20 protein-coding genes are annotated in these 19371 nt (G+C 70.6%); 12 read left to right on the forward strand and 8 right to left on the reverse strand.

From position 1 onward, the window contains the following. Window positions 1-8: 8 nt before the first annotated feature. Together ACZ7CH_RS01565 and ACZ7CH_RS01570 are read left to right on the forward strand one after the other, a co-directional pair. Entirely contained in the window at window positions 9-1415 is a 1407-nt protein-coding gene (locus tag ACZ7CH_RS01565) for a dihydrolipoamide acetyltransferase family protein (RefSeq protein ID WP_470372936.1), read from the forward strand. 116 nt (window positions 1416-1531) lie between these two features. Continuing rightward, the gene (locus ACZ7CH_RS01570; RefSeq protein WP_470372937.1) at window positions 1532-2455 is read left to right on the forward strand and encodes a helix-turn-helix domain-containing protein; all 924 of its coding nucleotides are present in this window, start codon (window positions 1532-1534) and stop codon (window positions 2453-2455) included. A gap of 139 nt (window positions 2456-2594) precedes the next feature. Here ACZ7CH_RS01570 and ACZ7CH_RS01575 read toward each other — a convergent pair whose 3' ends face one another. Both ACZ7CH_RS01575 and ACZ7CH_RS01580 read right to left on the reverse strand, forming a co-directional pair. Beyond that, window positions 2595-3809, reverse strand: a complete 1215-nt coding sequence (locus tag ACZ7CH_RS01575; RefSeq protein WP_360394054.1) for an acyl-CoA dehydrogenase family protein — start codon at window positions 3807-3809, stop codon at window positions 2595-2597. Between the two features lie 12 nt (window positions 3810-3821). Continuing rightward, window positions 3822-4451 carry an SCP2 sterol-binding domain-containing protein gene (locus ACZ7CH_RS01580; RefSeq protein ID WP_470372938.1) on the reverse strand — a complete coding sequence of 210 codons (630 nt, stop codon included), beginning with the start codon at window positions 4449-4451 and terminating at the stop codon, window positions 3822-3824. 101 nt (window positions 4452-4552) lie between these two features. Here ACZ7CH_RS01580 and ACZ7CH_RS01585 point away from each other — a divergent pair, with 101 nt between their 5' ends. Then, complete coding sequence (locus ACZ7CH_RS01585; RefSeq protein ID WP_360394060.1) at window positions 4553-5188, forward strand: TetR/AcrR family transcriptional regulator; 636 nt, start codon at window positions 4553-4555, stop codon at window positions 5186-5188. Here ACZ7CH_RS01585 and ACZ7CH_RS01590 read toward each other — a convergent pair. Together ACZ7CH_RS01590 and ACZ7CH_RS01595 are read right to left on the reverse strand one after the other, a co-directional pair. Beyond that, window positions 5177-5938 carry a MaoC family dehydratase gene (locus ACZ7CH_RS01590; RefSeq protein WP_360394811.1) on the reverse strand — a complete coding sequence of 254 codons (762 nt, stop codon included), beginning with the start codon at window positions 5936-5938 and terminating at the stop codon, window positions 5177-5179. The two genes, ACZ7CH_RS01585 and ACZ7CH_RS01590, sit on opposite strands and share 12 nt — an antisense overlap. Next, a complete protein-coding gene (locus tag ACZ7CH_RS01595; protein ID WP_470372939.1) occupies window positions 5938-7173 on the reverse strand; it encodes a 3-oxoacyl-ACP reductase in 1236 nt (411 codons plus the stop codon). The genes ACZ7CH_RS01590 and ACZ7CH_RS01595 overlap by 1 nt, the downstream gene beginning before the upstream one ends. A 53-nt stretch (window positions 7174-7226) precedes the next feature. Here ACZ7CH_RS01595 and ACZ7CH_RS01600 point away from each other — a divergent pair, with 53 nt between their 5' ends. Further along, a complete protein-coding gene (locus tag ACZ7CH_RS01600; protein WP_360394064.1) occupies window positions 7227-8432 on the forward strand; it encodes an acetyl-CoA C-acetyltransferase in 1206 nt (401 codons plus the stop codon). Between the two features lie 58 nt (window positions 8433-8490). Then, on the forward strand, window positions 8491-9489 hold the full coding sequence (locus ACZ7CH_RS01605; RefSeq protein ID WP_470372940.1) for a serine hydrolase domain-containing protein: 999 nt from the start codon (window positions 8491-8493) through the stop codon (window positions 9487-9489). Here the strand turns inward: ACZ7CH_RS01605 and ACZ7CH_RS01610 are convergent. After that, complete coding sequence (locus tag ACZ7CH_RS01610; RefSeq protein WP_458429901.1) at window positions 9449-10057, reverse strand: SIMPL domain-containing protein; 609 nt, start codon at window positions 10055-10057, stop codon at window positions 9449-9451. The two genes, ACZ7CH_RS01605 and ACZ7CH_RS01610, sit on opposite strands and share 41 nt — an antisense overlap. Window positions 10058-10416: 359 nt before the next feature. On the opposite strand from ACZ7CH_RS01610, the gene ACZ7CH_RS01615 reads away from it, so the two are divergent. Continuing rightward, complete coding sequence (locus ACZ7CH_RS01615; RefSeq protein WP_167969512.1) at window positions 10417-10563, forward strand: hypothetical protein; 147 nt, start codon at window positions 10417-10419, stop codon at window positions 10561-10563. Between the two features lie 229 nt (window positions 10564-10792). Beyond that, window positions 10793-11647, forward strand: a complete 855-nt coding sequence (locus ACZ7CH_RS01620) for an NAD(P)-dependent oxidoreductase (RefSeq protein WP_458429902.1) — start codon at window positions 10793-10795, stop codon at window positions 11645-11647. Here the strand turns inward: ACZ7CH_RS01620 and ACZ7CH_RS01625 are convergent. Beyond that, a complete protein-coding gene (locus ACZ7CH_RS01625; protein ID WP_470372941.1) occupies window positions 11644-12822 on the reverse strand; it encodes an LGFP repeat-containing protein in 1179 nt (392 codons plus the stop codon). The two genes, ACZ7CH_RS01620 and ACZ7CH_RS01625, sit on opposite strands and share 4 nt — an antisense overlap. A gap of 135 nt (window positions 12823-12957) precedes the next feature. On the opposite strand from ACZ7CH_RS01625, the gene ACZ7CH_RS01630 reads away from it, so the two are divergent. Both ACZ7CH_RS01630 and ACZ7CH_RS01635 read left to right on the forward strand, forming a co-directional pair. Next, window positions 12958-14343 (forward strand): S28 family serine protease, encoded by a 1386-nt coding sequence (locus ACZ7CH_RS01630; RefSeq protein ID WP_470372942.1) that lies wholly within the window; start codon window positions 12958-12960, stop codon window positions 14341-14343. Window positions 14344-14358: 15 nt separating this feature from the next. Next, complete coding sequence (locus ACZ7CH_RS01635; RefSeq protein ID WP_360394084.1) at window positions 14359-14703, forward strand: NTP pyrophosphohydrolase; 345 nt, start codon at window positions 14359-14361, stop codon at window positions 14701-14703. Window positions 14704-14706: 3 nt separating this feature from the next. On the opposite strand, the gene ACZ7CH_RS01640 is transcribed toward ACZ7CH_RS01635, so the two are convergent. Next, entirely contained in the window at window positions 14707-15480 is a 774-nt protein-coding gene (locus tag ACZ7CH_RS01640; protein ID WP_470372943.1) for an HAD family hydrolase, read from the reverse strand. 97 nt (window positions 15481-15577) lie between these two features. Between ACZ7CH_RS01640 and ACZ7CH_RS01645 the strand changes: the two genes are divergently transcribed. The 3 genes from ACZ7CH_RS01645 (at window position 15578) to ACZ7CH_RS01655 (ending at window position 18218) form a co-directional block, all read left to right on the forward strand. Further along, entirely contained in the window at window positions 15578-16249 is a 672-nt protein-coding gene (locus tag ACZ7CH_RS01645) for a dienelactone hydrolase family protein (RefSeq protein ID WP_360394090.1), read from the forward strand. Window positions 16250-16334: 85 nt separating this feature from the next. Next, window positions 16335-17489 (forward strand): PucR-like N-terminal domain-containing protein, encoded by a 1155-nt coding sequence (locus tag ACZ7CH_RS01650; RefSeq protein WP_470372944.1) that lies wholly within the window; start codon window positions 16335-16337, stop codon window positions 17487-17489. Between the two features lie 135 nt (window positions 17490-17624). Next, entirely contained in the window at window positions 17625-18218 is a 594-nt protein-coding gene (locus ACZ7CH_RS01655; RefSeq protein WP_470372945.1) for a DUF6801 domain-containing protein, read from the forward strand. Between the two features lie 6 nt (window positions 18219-18224). Here the strand turns inward: ACZ7CH_RS01655 and ACZ7CH_RS01660 are convergent, their stop codons facing one another. Then, entirely contained in the window at window positions 18225-19268 is a 1044-nt protein-coding gene (locus tag ACZ7CH_RS01660) for an NAD(P)-binding domain-containing protein (RefSeq protein ID WP_470372946.1), read from the reverse strand. Window positions 19269-19371: the final 103 nt, after the last annotated feature.

Here is a 19371-nt window from a genome sequence, read left to right on the forward strand (position 1 = left end):
AACCGGAAATGCCGCAGTACAAGCAGTTCCCCCTGCCGGACACGGCTGAGGGGCTGACCGAGGCCGACATCCTCACCTGGCACGTGAAGCCCGGTGACACCGTCACGGTCAACCAGATCATCGTCGAGATCGAGACGGCCAAGGCCGCCGTCGAGCTGCCGTGCCCGTGGGCCGGCGTCGTGACCGAGCTGCTCGCGGAGCCCGGTCAGACCGTCGAGGTCGGCGTCCCGATCATCACGATCGACACCGACCCCGGTGGCGCGGCCGCACCCGCCCCCGCTCCTGCCGCGGCAGAGACGAACGGCACCTCGTCCGGCAAGATCGGCGAGGAGATGCCGGGCGGGCGCATCGCGACGCTCGTCGGCTACGGCCCGAAGTCCGGTGCGGCCAAGCGCCGTGCCCGCAAGGACGCCCCGGCCGTGGCCGGCGCCGCCGTCGCCGCGGTCACCCCGGCCGCCGTCGCGGCACCGCCGGCCCCCGCCCCGGCTCCGGCTCCGGTCGTCCCGGAACCCGTTGCGGCGGCTCCGGTCTCGGCCCCCGGCGGGTACGTGCCGCTGGCCAAGCCGCCGGTCCGCAAGCTCGCCAAGGACCTCGGCGTCGACCTGCGCGCGCTCACGGGCTCCGGCCCCGGCGGCGTGATCACCCGGTCCGACGTGGAGAACGCGGTGTCCGCACCGGCCGCCGCACCCGTTGCCGCGTCCACTGTGGACAACGGTACGCGGGAGCGCCGGGTGCCGATCAAGGGCGTCCGCAAGGCGACCGCGCAGGCGATGGTGGACAGCGCGTTCACCGCACCGCACGTCACCGAGTTCCTGACGGTCGACGTGACGCCGATGATGGAGCTGCGGGCCCGGTTGAAGAACCACCCGGAGTTCCGCGGCGTGAAGCTGACGCCACTCGCGTTCTGCGCCAAGGCCGTGATCCTCGCGGCCCGCCGCACACCGGACGTCAACGCCACGTGGGACGCGGCGGCCAACGAGATCGTCTACAAGGACTACGTCCACCTCGGCATCGCGGCCGCCACGCCGCGCGGCCTGGTGGTCCCGAAGGTCCGCGACGCCGACCGCATGTCGTTGAAGGAACTGGCCGTCGCGCTGGACGAGCTCGCCACGGTGGCCCGCGAGGGCAAGACCGCGCCGGCCGACATGATGAACGGCACCATCACGATCACCAACGTCGGCGTCTTCGGCGTCGACACCGGCACGCCGATCCTCAACCCCGGTGAGTCCGCGATCCTCGCCCTCGGCGCGATCCGCGACATGCCGTGGGTGGTCGACGGCGAGATCAAGGTCCGCAAGATCTGCCAGCTCGCGCTGTCGTTCGACCACCGCGTGGTCGACGGCCAGCAGGGCTCGCAGTTCCTGGCCGACGTCGGCGCGCTGCTGGCCGAGCCGGGCATCGCGCTGACCTACTGATCCCAGGTCCGTGAAAGGCCCCCGTGCTGCGGCACGGGGGCCTTTTCGCTGTTCAGCTACCTGTTCGGCCAATCCGGCTTGACCCTCCAGCCACTGGAGACTGCACAGTTGTCCCCGTGACGCGCTACCAGATCGGCGAGCTGGCCAGGATGACCGGCCTGACCGTGAAGACCATCAGGTTCTACTCGGACTCGGGCCTCATCCCGCCCACGGACCGGACCGCCGGCGGGTACCGCACCTACGACGCGGAGGCCGTCGCCCGGCTCAAGCTCGTCCGCACCCTGCGCGACCTGGGTGTGGACCTGCCGACGGCCGGGCGGGTGCTCGCCAAGGAGGTGTCGGTGACCGACGTGGCGCGTGCACACGCTGATGCGATCGACGCGCAGATGAGGACGTTGCGGCTCCGCCGTGCCGTGCTGCGCGCCGTCGCCAAGGGAGGGGAGATGGAACTGATGAACGAGCTGGCCCGCATGTCGGACGAGGAGCGGCAGCGCATCCTCGACGACTTCTTCGAGGACGTGTTCGGGCCGTACGAGCTGGACCCGCAGTTCGAGCAGCACATGCGGTCCGTGCGGATCGAGCTGCCGGACGACCCGTCGCCGGAACAGCTGGAGGCCTGGGTCGAGCTCGCGAAGCTCGTGCAGGACCCGGACTTCCGCGCGTCGATCAAGCGGATGTCCCGGCAGCACGAGCAGTACCGCCGCGACAACGTGAACATGACCCCGCCGCCGAGCGGCAACCAGATGGAGACGTTCACCTACTCCATCGACCAGGCACGGCAGGCGATCGAGGCCGGCATCGCACCGGACTCGGCGGAGGCCGCGGAGGTCGTCGCCCGCGTCAACGCGAAGTGGGCGGAGGCGCTGGACGTGCCGAACGACGAGACCGTCGTGCGGCGGCTGCGCGAGTTCGCCGACTTCGCGGACCCACGGGCCGAGCGGTACTGGGTGCTGATCGGCCGCGTCAACGGCTGGCCCGCCATGCCGGACAACACCCGCGAGCGCGAGTGGCTGCGCGCCGCCGGGGTGCCGCTGGGCTGATCACCTTCGAAGCGGGAACCAGCTGGGCGCCCAGCTCGTTCCCGTGGCGACGAAGGTGACGGCTCGCGGTGGACGGGGTCTTCAAGCCTCGCAAGACCCCGCCCCTCAGACGGCCTGAGGACGGCCTGGGGTGATCAACTCACTTGATCTGCATCCCGGAGATCATCCGCGACACCACCAGCCGCTGGATCTCCGACGTCCCCTCAAAAATGGTGAAGATCTTCGCGTCGCGGTGCATCCGCTCCACCGGGTGCTCCCGCGTGTAGCCGGCGCCGCCGAGGATGTGGATCGCCCGCTCGGTCGCCCACACCGACACCTCGGACGCCTTCAGCTTCGACATCGAGCCTTCGCCCGCGGTGAACGGCACGTTGTTGCGCCCCATCCACGCCGCCCGCCAGACCAGCAGGCGTGACGCGTCGATCTCCATCCGCATGTTCGCGAGGTCGAAGGCGATCGACTGGTTCTCGATGATCTTGCGGCCGAACGCCTCGCGGTCCTTCGCGTACTCCAGCGCGTAGTCGTAGGCGGCCCGTGCGACACCGACGGCCATCGCGCCCACGGTCGGGCGGGTGGTCTCGAAGGTCGCCATCGCCGCCTGGCCGCCGGCCTTCAGACCCTCACGAGCTCGTGCCAGCCGGGCGTCCAACCGCTCCTTGCCGCCCAGCACGCACCGTCCGGGTACCCGCACGTCGTCCAAGAACACGTCGGCGGTGTGCGACGCGCGCATGCCGTGCTTCTTGATCTTTCCCGGTGACGACAGGCCGGGGGTGCCGGGGGGAACGATGAAACCGGCCTGGCCGCGCGAGCCCAGGGCGGGGTCGACGACGGCGGTGACCACGTGCACGTTCGCGATGCCGCCGTTGGTGGCCCAGGCCTTCTGGCCGTTCAGGACCCACTCGTCGGTGGCCTCGTCGTAGCGGGCCCGCGTCCGGTAGCCCGCCACGTCCGAGCCCGCCTGGGGTTCGGAGGCGCAGAACGCCGCCAGCTTCGGGTCCGACTCGTCGCCGAAGCACTCCGGGACCCACTCGGCCAGTTGTTCCGGCTCGCCGCCCGCGAAGATGCCGGCGACCGCGAGACCGGTGCCCATCAACGACAGCGCGATGCCCGCGTCACCCCAGAAGAGCTCCTCGGTGGCGATGGGCAGCGACAGCCCGATCGGGTCTGCGAACCAGGTCGCGAGGGCCTCGAAGCCGTAGAGACCGATCTTCGCGGCCTCCTGGATGACCGGCCACGGCGTCTCCTCGCGCTCGTCCCACTCCGAGGCCGCCGGCCTGATGACGTCGCGAGCGAAACCGTGCACCCAGTCGCGCAGGTCGGTCTGGTCTTCGTTCAGTTCGAGCGAGAAGCCACCCACGGGAGAACCTTCCTACGCCTTCGGGATGTTGAACAGGCTCATGAACCCGGCCGCGAACCCCAGGTCGCCCTTGACCTTCAGCTTGCCCGTCATGAACAGCACGGGGGCCGACGCGTTGCCGGTCGCGAGCTTCAGGAAGTCGGCAGGCGTCAAGGTCACGATGGCGCGGGCCTCGCGGGTCACGCCCTTGTTGATGGTGCACGTCGCGTCTTCGATGATGGCCTCGTAGACGTCTTCGAGCACGTGGAAGTGCACGACGGCGCGGGTGGCACCGGCCCGGTCCGCGCGGAAGTGGACCTCCATGCGGCGGAACACCTCGTCCAGCACGCGCACGCGCAGCGCCGGGTCCGCGACGACCGCCTCGATCTGGTCCTTGGAGGCGCGCGAGATGATGCGGGCGAAGTTCGACGGGTCCATCTTCGAGAGGTCGAGGTCCGCGCCGCCGTCGGCCAGGGCGCCGAGGGCGTTCAGCAGGGCGCCGAAGTCGTCCTTGCCGAGCTTCTTCGGGTCGATGCCGCGCGCGATGACGTCGATGTCGACGTCCTTCAGCGCGGGGTCGTCCGGCGAGATCTGCTGCAACGTGCTGATGAGCTCGGCGGGGCTGAGCTTCGCGATCGCCTCGGTCGTGAGGTCGTGCGTCATCGAGACACCTCCTGGTACCTACTCGCGAGTAAGACTACTGGCGAGTAGATAGAGCGGCAAGCCGATCGGATAATCTTGCACCTCCGAACCAAGGGGTAGTGATGCGCACAGAAGGTCGGGCCAAGCGCTTGCCGCGCGCCGTGCGGGAGCGGCAGATCATGGATGCCGCCGTCGACGTGTTCTCGCGGCTCGGCTTCCACGCGGCGTCGATGGACGAGATCTCCGACGTCGCCGGCATCTCCAAGCCGATGCTCTACGCCTACCTCGGGTCGAAGGAGGAGCTGTTCGCGACCTGCATCCGGCGCGAGGCCACCAGGATGATCGAGGCCATCGCGACCGGCGTCGAGCCCGACCAGGAACCGGACGTGCAGCTGTGGAGCGGGCTGCGGGCGTTCTTCGGGTTCGTCGGGGAGAACCGGGCGAGCTGGCAGGTGCTGCACCGGCAGGCGTCCTCGCAGGGCGGGCCGTTCGCGGCCGAGCTCGCGGACATGCGCGGACGCGCGGTGTCGCTGGTCGCGGCGCTGCTCACCCAGTCGACGAAGGCGCCGGCGACCACGCTGGAGGCCGAGTCGCTGGCGGCCGCGCTCGTCGGTGCCGGCGAGTCGCTCGCGGACTGGTGGCTCGACCACCCCGAGGAACCGGCCGGCGTGGTCGCCGCCCGGCTCATGAACCTCGTGTGGATGGGCTTCGGCGACCTCGTCGACGGCAACGTCTGGCACCCGCCGTCACGTCGCTGAGCCGAGCAGGTGGGGTCCCTTGCCCCAGACGGCGAACTCCCAGCCGTTCTCGTCCTCGCGCGCCGAGAACTCGACGCGCCCCGGGATCAGCAACGGCTTCTTGAACCTCACGTCCACCGTCACGGCCTCGGGCAACCGGCCTTCCAGCGCCGCGAGGCACCGCGCCTTGGTCCACATCCCGTGCGCGATCGCCCGCGGGAACCCGAACAGCTTGGCGCTCAACGGGTGCAGGTGGATCGGGTTGCGGTCGCCGGACACCGCGCCGTAACGCCGCCCGATGTCCGCGGGCACCCGCCACTGCGCCGACCCGGCCGGCCGCCGCAGCTCCTCACCGGAGGACGAGCCGGAACCGGTGCGCCGCAGGTAGGTCGACACCCCTTCCCAAACACCGGACACCGCCGTCACCACGTCGAGCTGGCTGCCCTGCGGGTGCGGGCGAAGGTCGCGCGCCGACACCGTGACCTCCAGCGGTTCGTCCAGGCGCAGCGGCCGCGACTGCGTGATCCGGTTCGCGACGTGCACCAGACCGGGCAGCGGGAACGGGAAACCGGCCCCCGTCATCAGCTCCAGCTGCAACGGGAAACCCAGCACGTGCGGGTAGGTCAACGGCAACGCGTCGCGCAGCCCGAACCCGCACACCTCGTTGTACGCCGCCAGGTGCTTGAGCGAGACGTCGTAGGTGGCCGAAACCGGTTGTGCGGCAAGGGAGTCACCGCGCCGGAACGCCGTGAGCGCCGCCTTCAGCAACATCACGCCCCCAGCAGCATCTGGCCGCACACCCGCACGACGTTCCCGTTGACACCACCGGATCCGGGCGCGGCGAACCACGCGACGGTCTCCGCGACGTCAGAGGGCAGCCCGCCCTGCGACAGGCTGTTCATCCGCCGCCCGACCTCGCGGGTCAGGAGCGGCACGGCCGCGGTCATCTTCGTCTCGATGAAACCGGGTGCGACGGCGTTGATGGTGGCGCCGCGCTCGGCGAGCACCGGCGCCAGCGACGTGACCATCCCGATCACGCCGGCCTTCGAGGTGGCGTAGTTGGTCTGCCCGACGTTGCCCGCGATCCCGGCGATCGACGACACCCCGACGATCCGCCCGCCGGTCCGCAGCACGTCGCCGTCCAGCAGGGCCGCGTTGATCCGCTCCTGGCAGGCCAGGTTGACCTCCAGCACGGCGTCCCACTTGTCGGAGTCCATGCGCGCCAACGTCTTGTCCCGGGTGATGCCCGCGTTGTGCACGACGACGTCCACGCCGCCGTGCCGTTCCATCAGGTACGAGGTCAACCGAGCCGGGTCGCCGGTGATGTCGAGCTGCAACGCCGACCCGCCGACCGCGTTCGCGACCCTCGACAGGTCCTCGCCGGCCGCCGGGACGTCCAGGCACACCACGTGCGCGCCGTCGCGGGCCAGCGTCGTGGCGATCGCCTCGCCGATCCCGCGCGAGGCACCCGTGACCAGCGCGACCTTGCCCTCCAGCGTGCCGGTCGACGCGGCTCCCGACACGTGGACGACCTGGCCGGACACGTACGCGGACCGCCCGGACAGCAGGAACCGCAGCGTCGACTCGGCACCGTCCTCGGCGCCGTCGGCGACGTACACCAGGTTCGCCGTGCCGCCGCGGCGCAGCTCCTTGCCGACCGAGCGCACGAACCCTTCGAGGGCCCGCTGCGCCACCGAGTCCGGCGACCGCCCGATGACGACCACCCGCCCGCACGGGCCGAGCTGCGTGATCACCGGGTGGAAGAAGTCGTGCAGCTGCCGCAGGTCGGCCACGGTCTCGATGCCGGAGGCGTCGAACACCAGCGCGCCGTAGGGCGCCGAGCCGGTTTCGAGCGTCTTGAGGAAGGGCAGCCGGGGGGTGCCACCGACCAGGACCGGTGTCGCCAGTGCGGCGTCGCGGCGGAGCGGATGCGGGTTCGGCAGGCCGAGCCTGCGCACGAGCTGGAGGCCGAGTCCCGACGAGGCGAACTTCTGGTACCTGTCCACGTCACACAACCTACTCGCTAGTAAGTCTACCCGCTAGTAGGTAGTATGGCGGCATGCGAGTAGCGATCATCGGCGGCAACCGCATCCCGTTCGCCCGCTCGAACGGCCCGTACGCCACCGCGTCGAACCAGGACATGTTCACGGCGGTGCTGGACGGCCTGGTGAGCCGCTTCGGGTTGCAGGGCGAACGCCTCGGCGAGGTGGTCGCCGGCGCCGTGCTCAAGCACTCGCGCGACTTCAACCTCGTCCGCGAGTCGGTGCTGGGCAGCAGGCTCAGCCCGCAGACACCCGCATACGACCTCCAGCAGGCGTGCGGCACCGGCCTGCAGGCGATCATCGCGGTGGCCAACAAGATCGCGCTCGGCCAGATCGAGTCCGGCATCGCGGGCGGCGTCGACACCACCAGCGACGCGCCGATCGGCGTGAACGAGGACTTCCGCAAGCTGCTGCTGGAGTTCAACCGCACCCGCAAGGTCGGTCTGCTCGCCAAGCTGCGGCCCGGCCACGTCGTCCCGCACCTGCCGCGCAACGGCGAACCGCGCACCGGCAGGTCGATGGGCGAGCACGCCGCGCTGACCGCCGCCGAGTACGGCATCACCCGCGAGGACCAGGACGAGCTGACCGCGCGCAGCCACCGCAACCTCGCCCGCGCCTACGACGAGGGCTTCTTCGACGACCTCGTCACGCCCTACCTCGGCCTCACCCGCGACCAGAACCTGCGCCCGGACAGCAGCGTCGAGAAGCTCGCCAAGCTCAAGCCGGTCTTCGGCGACACCATGACCGCGGGCAACTCCACCCCGTTGTCCGACGGCGCCTCCGCGGTGCTGCTCGCCACCGAGGAGTGGGCGGCGGCCCGCAACCTCCCGGTGCTCGCGTACCTGACGTTCGCCGAGACCGCCGCCGTCGACCACGTGCACGGCGGCGAAGGCCTGCTCATGGCCCCGGTGCACGCCGCACCGCGGATGCTCGACAAGGCGGGGCTCAAGCTGCAGGAGTTCGACTTCTACGAGGTGCACGAGGCGTTCGCGTCCCAGGTCCTCGCGACGCTGAAGGCCTGGGAGACCGACCTCGGCGAGATCGACCGCGCCAAGCTCAACGTCAACGGCTCGTCGCTCGCCGCAGGGCACCCGTTCGCGGCGACCGGTGCGCGGATCGTGGCGACGCTCGCGAAGCTGCTGCACCAGAAGGGCAGCGGGCGCGGGTTCGTGTCGATCTGCGCGGCCGGCGGCCAGGGGATCACGGCGATCCTGGAGCGATGAGTTCCGCGCGGTCCCGAGGTCAGCACATCCGACCCGTTCACGGAGAAGGATGACGACCATGACCTTGCAGGACGTGCTGGAAAAGCACCGCGGGACCACCCCGAACGCCGTGGCGCTCGTCGCCCGCGGTGACGACGTGGAGGTCGCGGCGGTCGGCGGCGAGACCCGCGACTCGGCGTTCGCGGTCGCGTCGGTGACCAAGCCGGTCGTCGCGTACGCCGCGCAGCTGCTGGTGAACGACGGCCGGATCGCGCCGGACGACCCGGTCGCGCGGTGGCTGCCGGAACTGGCCGAGCCGAAGGTCGTCCGCACGCCGCAGGGGCCTGCCGACGACGTGGTGCCCGCGACGACGCCGATCACCGTCCGGCACCTGCTGACCTCGCGGTCCGGCTGGGGCTTCACGGCGGACTTCTCGTTGCCCGCCACGCGGCTGCTGTTCGAGAAGGCGCACCTGCACAGCGTGCCGGAGCTGCCCACGCCGGACGAGTGGCTGCCGCGCCTCGCCGAGGTGCCGCTGCTGCACCAGCCGGGCACCGGGTGGACCTACAACACCTCCTACGACGTGCTCGGCGTGCTGCTCGACCGCGTCACCGGCTCGTTGCCCGACTTCCTCGCCGAACGCGTCTTCGCGCCGTTCGGCATGACCGCCACGGGCTTCGTGAGCCCCGTCTTCCCGTCCGGCGCCGGTGGCCTGAGCTCCACGGCGGACGACCTGCTGGCGTTCGGCCGCGCGGATCTTCCTGGAGGGTCAGGGCTGGGGCTGCGGCGGCAGCGTCGACGTCGCGGACGTCGACCCGTGGAACGTCCCCGGCCGCTACGGCTGGGTCGGCGGGTCGGGCACGGCGCTGCACGTCGTCCCGGCGCAGCGGAAGGTGACCGTGCTGCTCACGCGCACGGCCATGACGAATCCCGAGCCGGCGCCGGTCATGCGCGACTTCTGGGAACTCGCTGCCGGATAGCACCCTCCGTCGAGCACACTTCCCCACGGCCGCCCTGGAGCACTGGGCGGGCCGGACCTAGTCGAGCAACGCCCAGGCCGCGGTGCAGGTCGCGGTGACCGTGATCTGCTGCGCCTTCAGGTTCAGCTGGTCGACCATCCCGGCCGGCCCGGCCATCTCGAACGACGCACTGCGCATCATCTTCGGCGAGTAGCCGCCGCCGTCCGTGTCGCCGATGCGCAGCAACGGCCCGAGCCGCCGCCCCAGCGCGTTCGCGTAACCCTCGGCGCGGCGCAACGCGTCGGCCACGGCCTCCTTCTGCGCCTCGCGGACCGCCTCGGTGTCGTCGACGAGCGTCCACGACGGGCCGTTGACCCACGACGGCTCGGCCTGCACCAGCTCGGCGAGCAGGCCGTCGAGCTTGTCGAGGTCGGACACCCAGATCACGTACTGCTGGGTGGCGCGGCTGCCGATGCGCTGGTTGTTGTCCCAGTTGTCGTGCACGGACAGCTGGCGCGACCGCACCTCGAAGTCCGCCAGCAGCGGTTCTACGGCGGAAATGCGCTGGTTGAGCGTGCTCACCGCCTCGGACCGTTCGGCGCCGAGCGCCTCGAACGTCACGTCCACCTGGGCGCGGTCGGCGGTCCGCTCGACCTCGCCGGTCCCCTTCGTCACCACTTCAGCCACACCACCCACCCAACCGCCACCCCACTCCATCCGCAACCACTACCTCTTGCAGCTCTCCCACCAGCACCCCCAATCCTCACTTCGCGAGTGCACGCGGGGAGCTTTCGTACCCTCCTGGGGCACGCGGGGTCCCCGCGTGCCCCTCGGAGCGGGCCTGGTGCGGGCCGCCGGGCCGTACTGCGGCCGGTCTTTGGCCGGCTGTGAGGGATGACCGGTGTTGTCCGGTCGTTCACGTCGTCCACCGGCGATTCATCGGCGTGTGCCCCACCTCACCGGATAATCGCGTGCTTTCGGCGGGCTCAGGGTGCATACTTGAGTCACCAGCCCAACAGATCTCCGAGAGGGAAGTGCAGACCGAGATGAACTTCGCAGCGAAGCTCCGCGCCCGTCGTGCCGAGGCGCGCAACCGGAAGGCCGTGGCTCGCGCGATCGACATGGCCACCACCCCGGCCATGCGTCACGAGCTGATGGCCATCGCCCAGGCTCAGGTCACCACCCTGCGCTGACACTCGAGAACCCGGCACTCGCACGGCGCCCCGGCGCGAGTGCCTCCCCAACGGGAACCCCTGGAGCACCTCCCGCGCTCCAGGGGTTTCATTCTGTTAAACGTGATCCACGCCACAGTATGCTGGCCGTGTAACAGAGCGCATCGGTCCGCCGATGTCACGGATGACCTCGCGGTGCTGTCGGACCCCCGACCTGGCAGCACCGCGAGGTTTCTTGTTTGCTGGGGGCATGAAGATCGCCGTGCTCGGCACCGGCCTCATGGGTGCCCCGATCGCAGCCAACCTCGCCGCCGCCGGACACGACGTCCGGGTCTGGAACCGCACCCGCGCCAAGGCCGAACCGCTGGCCGCGCAGGGCGTCACCGTCGTGGACACGCCCGCGGGGGCCGTCGACGGCGTCGAGGTCGTGCTGACGATGCTCAACGACGGCCCCGCCGTCACCACGACCATGCAGGACGCGGCCCCCTCGCTGCCGCACGACGCGGTGTGGGTCCAGGCCTCCACGGTCGGCATCGAGTCGACCGAGGACCACATCGCGCTCGCCCGGTCGCTCGGGCTGGAGTTCGTGGACGCCCCGGTCCTCGGCAGCACCAAACCGGCCCAGGACGGCACCCTCGTCGTGCTCGCCGCGGGTGTCGAGGAGCTGCGCGAACGGGTGCAGCCGGTGTTCGACGTGATCGGCGCCCGCACGATGTGGGTCGGCGAGGCGGGTGCGGCGACGCGGTTGAAGCTCGTCGCGAACAGCTGGGTCCTCTCGCTGACCGCCGCGGTCGGCGAGGCCGTGGCGCTGGCCGAGTCCTCCGGCCTCGACCCGAGGCTGTTCCTGGAGGCCGTCTCCGGTGGCCCGCTGGACTGCGCGTACCTGCAGACGAAGGGCAACGCGATCATCGAACGCTCCTTCCCGCCGGCGTTCACCGTGCAGAACGCCCTCAAGGACGCGCTGCTCGTGAACGAGGCGGCCACGCGGGCCGGGGTGCAGCTGGACGTGGCGCAGGCCTCGGGCGCCCGCCTGAACCGCGCGGTCACCCGAGGCCACGGCGACGAGGACCTGGCCGCCGCCTACTACGCCAGCTTCAAGAACTAGTTCCGCACCGACCAGGCACCCTTGGCGGGCGTCCAGTAGAAGGTCGAGCCCTCGAAGACCTGCATCCGGCCGCCTGCCTCGCCGGCCCAGTCCTTCTCGGCCTCCCTCGGGTAGCCGTGGGTGTGCTCGTCCCCGGTGCTCATGAACTTCGAGAGGATGTCGCCGTACACCGGGTACGCGCTGGTGCGTGCGCTCCAGTACCAGATGCCGTTCTGGAACTTCTGGTAGCGACCGCCGTTGGCGCCGGCCGCCTCCTCCATGAGCGGGTAACCCCAGCGGTGCTCGTCGCCCGCGTTCATGAAGTTGGTCAGGATCTCGCCGTACACCGGGAAAGCGCCGGTCGCCGCGGTCCAGTAGAAGTGCGCGGTCTGGAACTGCTGCCACCGGCCGCCGTGAGCGCCGGGCGACTCGTCGTTGACCGGGTAGCCCCAGCGGTGCTCGTCACCGGTGTCCATGAACCGGGTCAGGATGTCGCCGTAGACCGGGTGGGCGTTGAGCACAGGGGTCCAGTAGATGTTGCCGTGCTGGAAGCCCTGCCAGCGACCGCCGGGAGCGCCGTCCTGCTCGTTGTTGACCGGGGCGCCCACGACGCTGTTCTCCGCGCCCATCGCACGCCACTTCGTGCCGATGTCGCCGGCGACGTTGTACGAGACGATGTTGTTGTAGCGGATCGGCGTGTACTTGGCGGCCGTCGCGGCCGACCAGTTGCGCTCCACCGTGGGCGAGCCGTTCGGACCGGCCTGCTCGCGCACCCGCGGCATCGTCCGCGCGGCGTCGGCCCAGCCGAGGAACAACGCGGTGTGCTGGCCCGGCCAGTTCAGCGCGTCACCCGGCTGCAGGTCGGCCCGGTTGATCGTGTGCGACACCTGGTGCAGCGTCGACGTGGTGTAGGAGTGGGCCAGCCCCCAGATCATCGACAGGTAGCCGCTGCAGTCGGTGCGGTACGAGCCGAACTGGTTGTTGTGGCAGGCGCTCTGGCTGTACGGCACCCGCGCCTGGAGCCACGTCGTCGACCTGGCCAGCGCCTCGTCCCTCGCGGTCTGCTTGCCCGCGGGGTAGTTGCCGCAGTTGAACATCACGCCGATCTCGTCGGCGGTGGCCACGTTCGCGTTCGCCGTCCCCATGACGAGCGCGACGGCCACGGCTGTCGTGCCGAGCAGTTCTCGAACCTTCATGTCAGTCCCCCTCTTCGGACGTGGACCCAGGTTCGGGGGCCGGTCTGCAAGGCGTCTCCAAGTCCGCTGCAAGCCACCTGCAGTCCCGCCGATCGGCCGGTCCGCCGCCCGCCCGCCGCTGGCTAGCGTCGGAGCGTGAACAGACTCGTACGCTCCCTGCTGGCGTTCGGCCTGGTATCAGCGCAGGTCACGGCCACAGCGGCGGTCGCGACCGCCGCCACCGACATCAAGGACCGCATCGCCGCCATCCCCGGTGTGCGGATCATCAGCGAGGGCACGTCCGGCACCGCCAGGACGTTCGTGCTCGGCATCCAGCAGCCCGCGGACCACCGCAAGCCGCGCGGCCAGCGGTTCGAGCAGCGGTTCTCGTTGCTGCACAAGGACGTCTCCCGCCCGATGGTGCTGCACACCACGGGTTACAACCTGCCAGGCACGATCGGCGCCTCCGAACCGGCCCGGCTCGTCGACGGCAACCAGCTCAGCGTCGAACAGCGGTTCTTCGCGCCCTCGCGCCCGTCACCGGCCGACTGGGACGACCTGACCATCTGGCAGGCGGCCAACGACCACCACCGGATCGTCACGGCGTTCAAGGAGCTTTACGGGGCGAAGTGGCTGTCGACCGGTGCCAGCAAGGGCGGCATGACGTCGATCTACCACCGGCGGTTCTTCCCGCGTGACGTCGACGCCACCATCGCCTACGTCACGCCGAACGACGTGGTGAACGACCGCGACACCTACGGCGAGTTCATCCGCGAGGTCGGCACCGACCCGTCCTGCAACCGCCGGCTCGAAGGCGTGCAGCGGCAGCTGTTGCAGCACCGCGACGAGATCGTGGCCAGGCTGACCGCGCGGGGCTACACGTTCCAGCAGTTCGGCGGCGGGCACCGGGCGCTGGAGGTGCTGGTGCTCGACACGCCGTTCACGTTCTGGCAGTACGGCACCCAGGAGCAGTGCGCGCTGGTTCCGGGCGCCGGTGCGTCCGTGGACGACCTCTGGACGTTCATCGACAAGACCGTCGGCTGGGACTTCTACAACGACGCGGGCGTCGCGCCCTACGCGGCGTACTACTACCAGGCGGGCACGCAGCTCGGCTGGCCGGAGGCGGACGAGTCGGCGGTGGCCAGCCTGCTGCGCCACCCCGGCGTCTCGGTGCCGCGCACGATGGTGTCCCCCGACATCAGGTTCCCGCGCTTCGACCGGCACGCCATGAAGGACGTCGACCGCTGGGTGCGCCACCAGGGCAACCGCCTGCTGTTCGTGTACGGGCAGAACGACCCGTGGAGCGCGGAACCGTTCCGGCTCGGGCCCGGCACCCGTGACTCGCTGTCGTTCGAGGTGCCCGCCGGCAACCACGGCGCGAACATCGCGAAGCTGCCGGAGGACCGGCGCGCGGCGGCCACGGCGGCGGTGCTGCGGTGGGCCGGCGTGTCCTCCCCGGTCTCGGCCGCGCTGTCCGACACCGGCCCCGACGCCGGCCCCGACCCGGACTCGCTGGACGCGCTGCGGGCCCGCCGCGGCTGAGGCAGGCTGACGGGCGTGAAGCCGTTGCTCGTGGTCGACGCCGCCAACGTCGTGGGCTCGGTGCCCGACGGGTGGTGGCGCGACCGCGCGGGCGCGGCCGAACGCCTGCGCGACGCGTTGCGCGGCCGGGACGAGGAGGTCGTCCTGGTCGTGGAAGGCAAGGCGCGCACCGTGTCCAGCGTCGACGACGTGCGGGTCGTCGCCGCGGAGCACTCCGGTGACGACACCGTCGTCGAGGTCGTGCGCACCGAGGGCGCCGGCCGCGCGGTGACGGTCGTGACCGCTGACCGCGAGCTGCGGCGGCGGGTGGCGGAGCTCGGTGCCGAGGTGGCCGGACCCACCTCGGTGCCGCGCCGTTAGTCCCTAGAGGCGGAAGAGCCGTTCGAGGACCTGTGCGACGCCGTCCTCCGTGTTCGGCGGCGCGTGGTTCGCACAGGCCTGCTTCACGAGCGGGTGCGCGTTGCCCATCGCGTAGGCCGTGCCCGCCCAGCCGAGCACCGACAGGTCGTTGGGCATGTCCCCGAACGCGACGACCTCGTGCTGACCGATGCCGCGCGTCGCGCAGAGGGCTTCGAGCGTGGCGGCCTTCGACACCCCCGGCGGGCTGATCTCCAGCAGCCCGAGCCCGCCCGAGTGCGTGACCGAGACGTGCTGGCCGACCGCCTCCCTGGCGATCTCCACCATGTGGTCGGACTCGCTGTCCGGCGCCCACGCGAGCATCTGCACCACCTGGTGCGCCTCGTCGAGGACGTGGTCGAGCAGCTCCAGCGTCCGGTGCGGGTTGTTGGCGCTGAACCCGCGGAAAGCGGGCTCGCACAACACCTCCAGGCCGGTCTCGACCGCGATGCCGACGTTCGGGATGACGTTCGCGAGTGCCTCCGACACCGTCCGCACGACGTCCAGCGGCACCGTCTGCGCGTGCGTGACGCTCTGGCCGGCCAGGTCGTAGACGATCGCCCCGTTGGAGCAGACCGCGGTCCCGGTGAACCCGAGGTCCGCCACGAACCGCGGCGGCCGGGCGGTCACCACGACGACGTCCGCGTCGACGGCCTCCAGCGTGGCGCGCGTGCGGTCGCTGAGCACACCGCCCGGCTGCAGCAGGGTGCCGTCGAGGTCGGTGGCGATCAGCCTGATCATCGGCCGATTATCGGGCACCGGCCGCGCGTGCGGGACGGGTTTTCCCGTCGCACGGGCGGGCGTGGGCGCGAAGTCGACCTTCCGGCAGGATCACCCCATGACTCACCGCGTGAACGACATCCCGCTCCCGGTCTGGTTGCCGGAGAGCGGAACCGGCCCCGGCATCGTGCTGATCCAGGAGATCTTCGGGCTGGACTCCTACCTGCAGGGGGTCGCCGCCGACCTCGCCGCGCGCGGGTACGTCGTGGCGATCCCCGAGCTCTTCCACCGCTTCCAGCCGGGCTGGGTCGGCGAGCACGACGAGGCCGGCGTCGCGCGGTCCATGGAGGTCGTGCAGGGCCTGGACTTCCCGCAGGCCGTGCAGGACGTGGTCGCGTCGGTGCAGTACCTGCGCTCGCTGCCCGAGGTCTCCGGCGGGGTCGGCGTGTTCGGCTTCTGCCTGGGCGGGACGCTCGCGTTCAACGCCGCCGCGGTCTCCGACCCGGACACCGCCGTGTCGTTCTACGGCTCGGGCGTGCCGGACCAGGTCGCGCTGCTGGACCAGGTGTCCTGCCCGATCATCTTCCACTTCGGCACCGAGGACGACTTCATCCCCGGCTACCAGAAGGTGGTCGACGCGTCCGACTCGCACGAGGGCGCCGAGGTGCACCTGCAGCCGGCCGGGCACGCGTTCCACAACCACCTCGGCCACTTCCACGACAAGGCCGCCGCCGACCGCGCGTGGGACCTGACGACGGCGTTCCTGGACCGCACCCTGCCCGTGGCGTAGTGCGGTTGTCCCGACTGCGGCTTCGTCCGGTTGGCTGACGACGTCCTTTCACCTGCCCCGTACGCTCCGGGCAGTGGGAGGGTGAATGAGCCAACCGGACGATCCACGCAGTTCGGTGCCCCGCGAACTCGCGCCACTTCTGCGTCGGGAGATACCGCCGCTCGCCGTGAGCATCTTCGAGGCGATCGAGAAATCGATTCCGGAGTACCAGCATTTCCGGAAAAACGTCATCGAAGGCATTCAGCAGGCGCTGGACAAGTTCGTCGACCACATCGCGGCACCCGATGCGCTGGTCTACCCGCACGACATCCACCGCAAGCTCGGCGCCTGGGAGTTCAAGTCCGGCCGCAGCCTGGACAGCCTGCAGGCGGCCTACCGGATCGGCGCTCGGGTGGCGTGGCGGCACGTGTGCGCGTTCGCGGAGCGGCGGACGCTGTCGCTGCACCTGATGAGCGTGCTCGGCGAAGCCATGATCGCGCACGTCGACGAGCTGGTGAGCCTGTCGGTCGACGGGTACGCCGCGGCTCAGGCCAGTGCCGCCGGCACGCTGGAGCGCAAGCGCCGGCGGCTGACGGAGCTGCTGGTCGGTGACCCGCCGGTGCCGTGGCAGTCGGTCGTCGACGCGGCGGACGTGGCGGCGTGGCCGATGCCGGACTCGCTGTGCGCGGTGGCGCTGGAGCCGTCGTCCGGGCACGTCGACGAGCTGCTGCTGCCGCAGGACGTGCTGGTCAACCTCGAAGACGCCACGCCGTACGTGCTGGTCCCGAACCCGGTCGAGGTGCTGCGCATGGTCCGCGCGGTGGGCTGGCGGGCCGTGGTGGGGCTGGCCGTGCCACCGCGGGAGGCGCGCCGGTCGCTGGCCTGCGCCCGCCGGGTGCTGGCGCTGTCGAACGCCGGGGTGCTGCCCGGTGACCAGGTGCTCGACTGCGCCGACCACCTGGTCGAGCTGACCCTGCTCGCCGACGAGTTCTTGGCCCGCCAGCTGGCCGAACGCGCGTTGGCGCCCCTCGCACCGTTGACCGCCCGGCAACGCACGAAGCTCGCCGAGACGTTGTTCGCCTGGCTCTCCGCCCGCGGTGGCGCACCGGAGATCGCGGCCAGGCTGGCGGTCCACCCGCAGACCGTGCGATACCGGGTGAACCAGTTGGAGGAACTGTTCGGCGACCGTTTGCAGGACGCCGGCGAACGCTTCACGCTCGAACTCGCACTGCGGGTCCGCGCGTTTTTGGGTCTCGACTGACAAATCGCACCGCGGCAATTATTACGCGGATGACAAAAACGCGCTGATGCTTGCTTTGCATTGTCGGCGTCGCTACCTTACTGACCAGTAGCTCCATTCCCTGCAGTTCGATGCCGCACTCAGGAGAACCCTGCCATGAAACTCGGAATCATCGCACGTGCCGCCGCGGTCGTCCTGTTCGCCGGAGCGACGAGCATTGTCGCGGCGGGCACCAGCCAGGCCGCCGACGTGACCCTGAACATCACGTACTCCTGCACGTTCACCCTGATCGGCCTGCAGGACCAGCCGTCCACGGTCACCGCGACGAACCTGCCGGACTCCGCCACCGTCGGCACGCCCACCGCGGGCGGTCAGACCCAGGTCGTCTCGACCGTCTCCGCCGCGGCCACGGGCGTGCTGAACTGGCTCGGCGCCGCGACCGTCGAGGGCACGCTGAGCACCACGAACACGATCAACAACGCGGGCAGCGTCTCGTCGGTCACGGCGACGCTCGCGATCCCGAAGACGAACGTCGCCTCCTCCGGGACGTTCAACGTGACCGGCACCGGCACGTTCCCGTCGCTGACGCTGACCAGGGCGGGCACCACCACGGTCAACCTCGGCAACGCCTCGCTGACGCTCACCCCGCGCCACGCGGACGGCTCGACGACGTTCCTCGGCACCTTCACCTCGCCGTGCACCGTCAAGGCCGGCCAGAACACCAAGCTGCACGAGTTCCCGGTGGTGTAAGGCCTTTCAGGCGATACAAGGCACCGCGAGCTGCGTGGAGAAGAACCTCTCCAGCGGCTTGCGGTGCAGCCTGCGTTCCACGGCGATCAGCTCGTTGTGCCGGTAGTGCTCGACCTGCGCGTTGGTGACGACGAACCCGGTGCGCCGCCTGGTCGGCATCTCGTCGTAGAGCAGTGCATTCTGTCCTTGCGGCACAACGACATCCGCCAGCCCCTCCGGGATCTCCCGAGCCCTGGTCGCGATCGCCGCCGCCAGCGCGTCCGGCCGGTTGCGCAGCTTGCGGTGCGGCCACGGCACCCCGTGGTGCTCGGCCTCCAGCGTCCGGTGCAGCGCCCTCGTCGAGTGCCGGATCGCCCTGATCGAGTCACCCGCCGCCAGGTGCACGTGCGGCACGTCGAGCGTGGTGTCCCGCTTGAACCCGGTGCACGCGATGACCCGGTCGTAGTACAGCTCCCCGGTGTCCAGCACCGCCTTGAACCCCTTGCCGTGCCTGGCGATCCGCCGCACGGTCCGCCCCACCGTGTGCGTGACCGCCGCCGTCGACGACACCAGGTCCGCCGTCTCGAACGCGCTGTGTCCCCGCCCGATGATCAGCACCCGCTGGCCCGCGTACACCGTCGGGTCGGTGCTGGCCGTCGCGTACGTCTCCGCGAGCCCGATTCCCTCGATCCGCGGCAGGTGCTCCTTCGCCCGCCCGGTGGCGAGGATGATCCGCTCCGCCTCGATCCGCCCGTGCGCGTGCCGGACCTCGTTGCCCCGGATGCCCTCGACCCGCGTCCGGTACCGCACGTGCAACGGCCGCGCGAAGTCCTCCAGGTACCGCACCAGCTCGTCCGCCGGCGGGAACGCCCGCTTGCTGTACCGCTCGAACGGCGTGCCGAACAACGAGTTGTCGTCCGTCGCCAGCACCCGGTGCCGCGGGAACTCGCGGAAGAACGTGCCCGCCGACGGCCCCGCTTCGAGGATCACGTAGTCGCGCCCGGCCTCGTGCAGGAAGTGCCCCATCTGCAGACCCGCCGGACCGGCGCCGATCACCAGGTACTCCACCATCGCGCACCTCCCGGCGACCTCTACGCCGACGGCACGTAAACGGTTCAGAACCTGTCGACGTCGACAGGTTCGGCGGGCGCGTGGCCAGGGGGCCGCTCGCGGG

This window comes from Lentzea sp. NPDC037011, assembly GCF_055607425.1.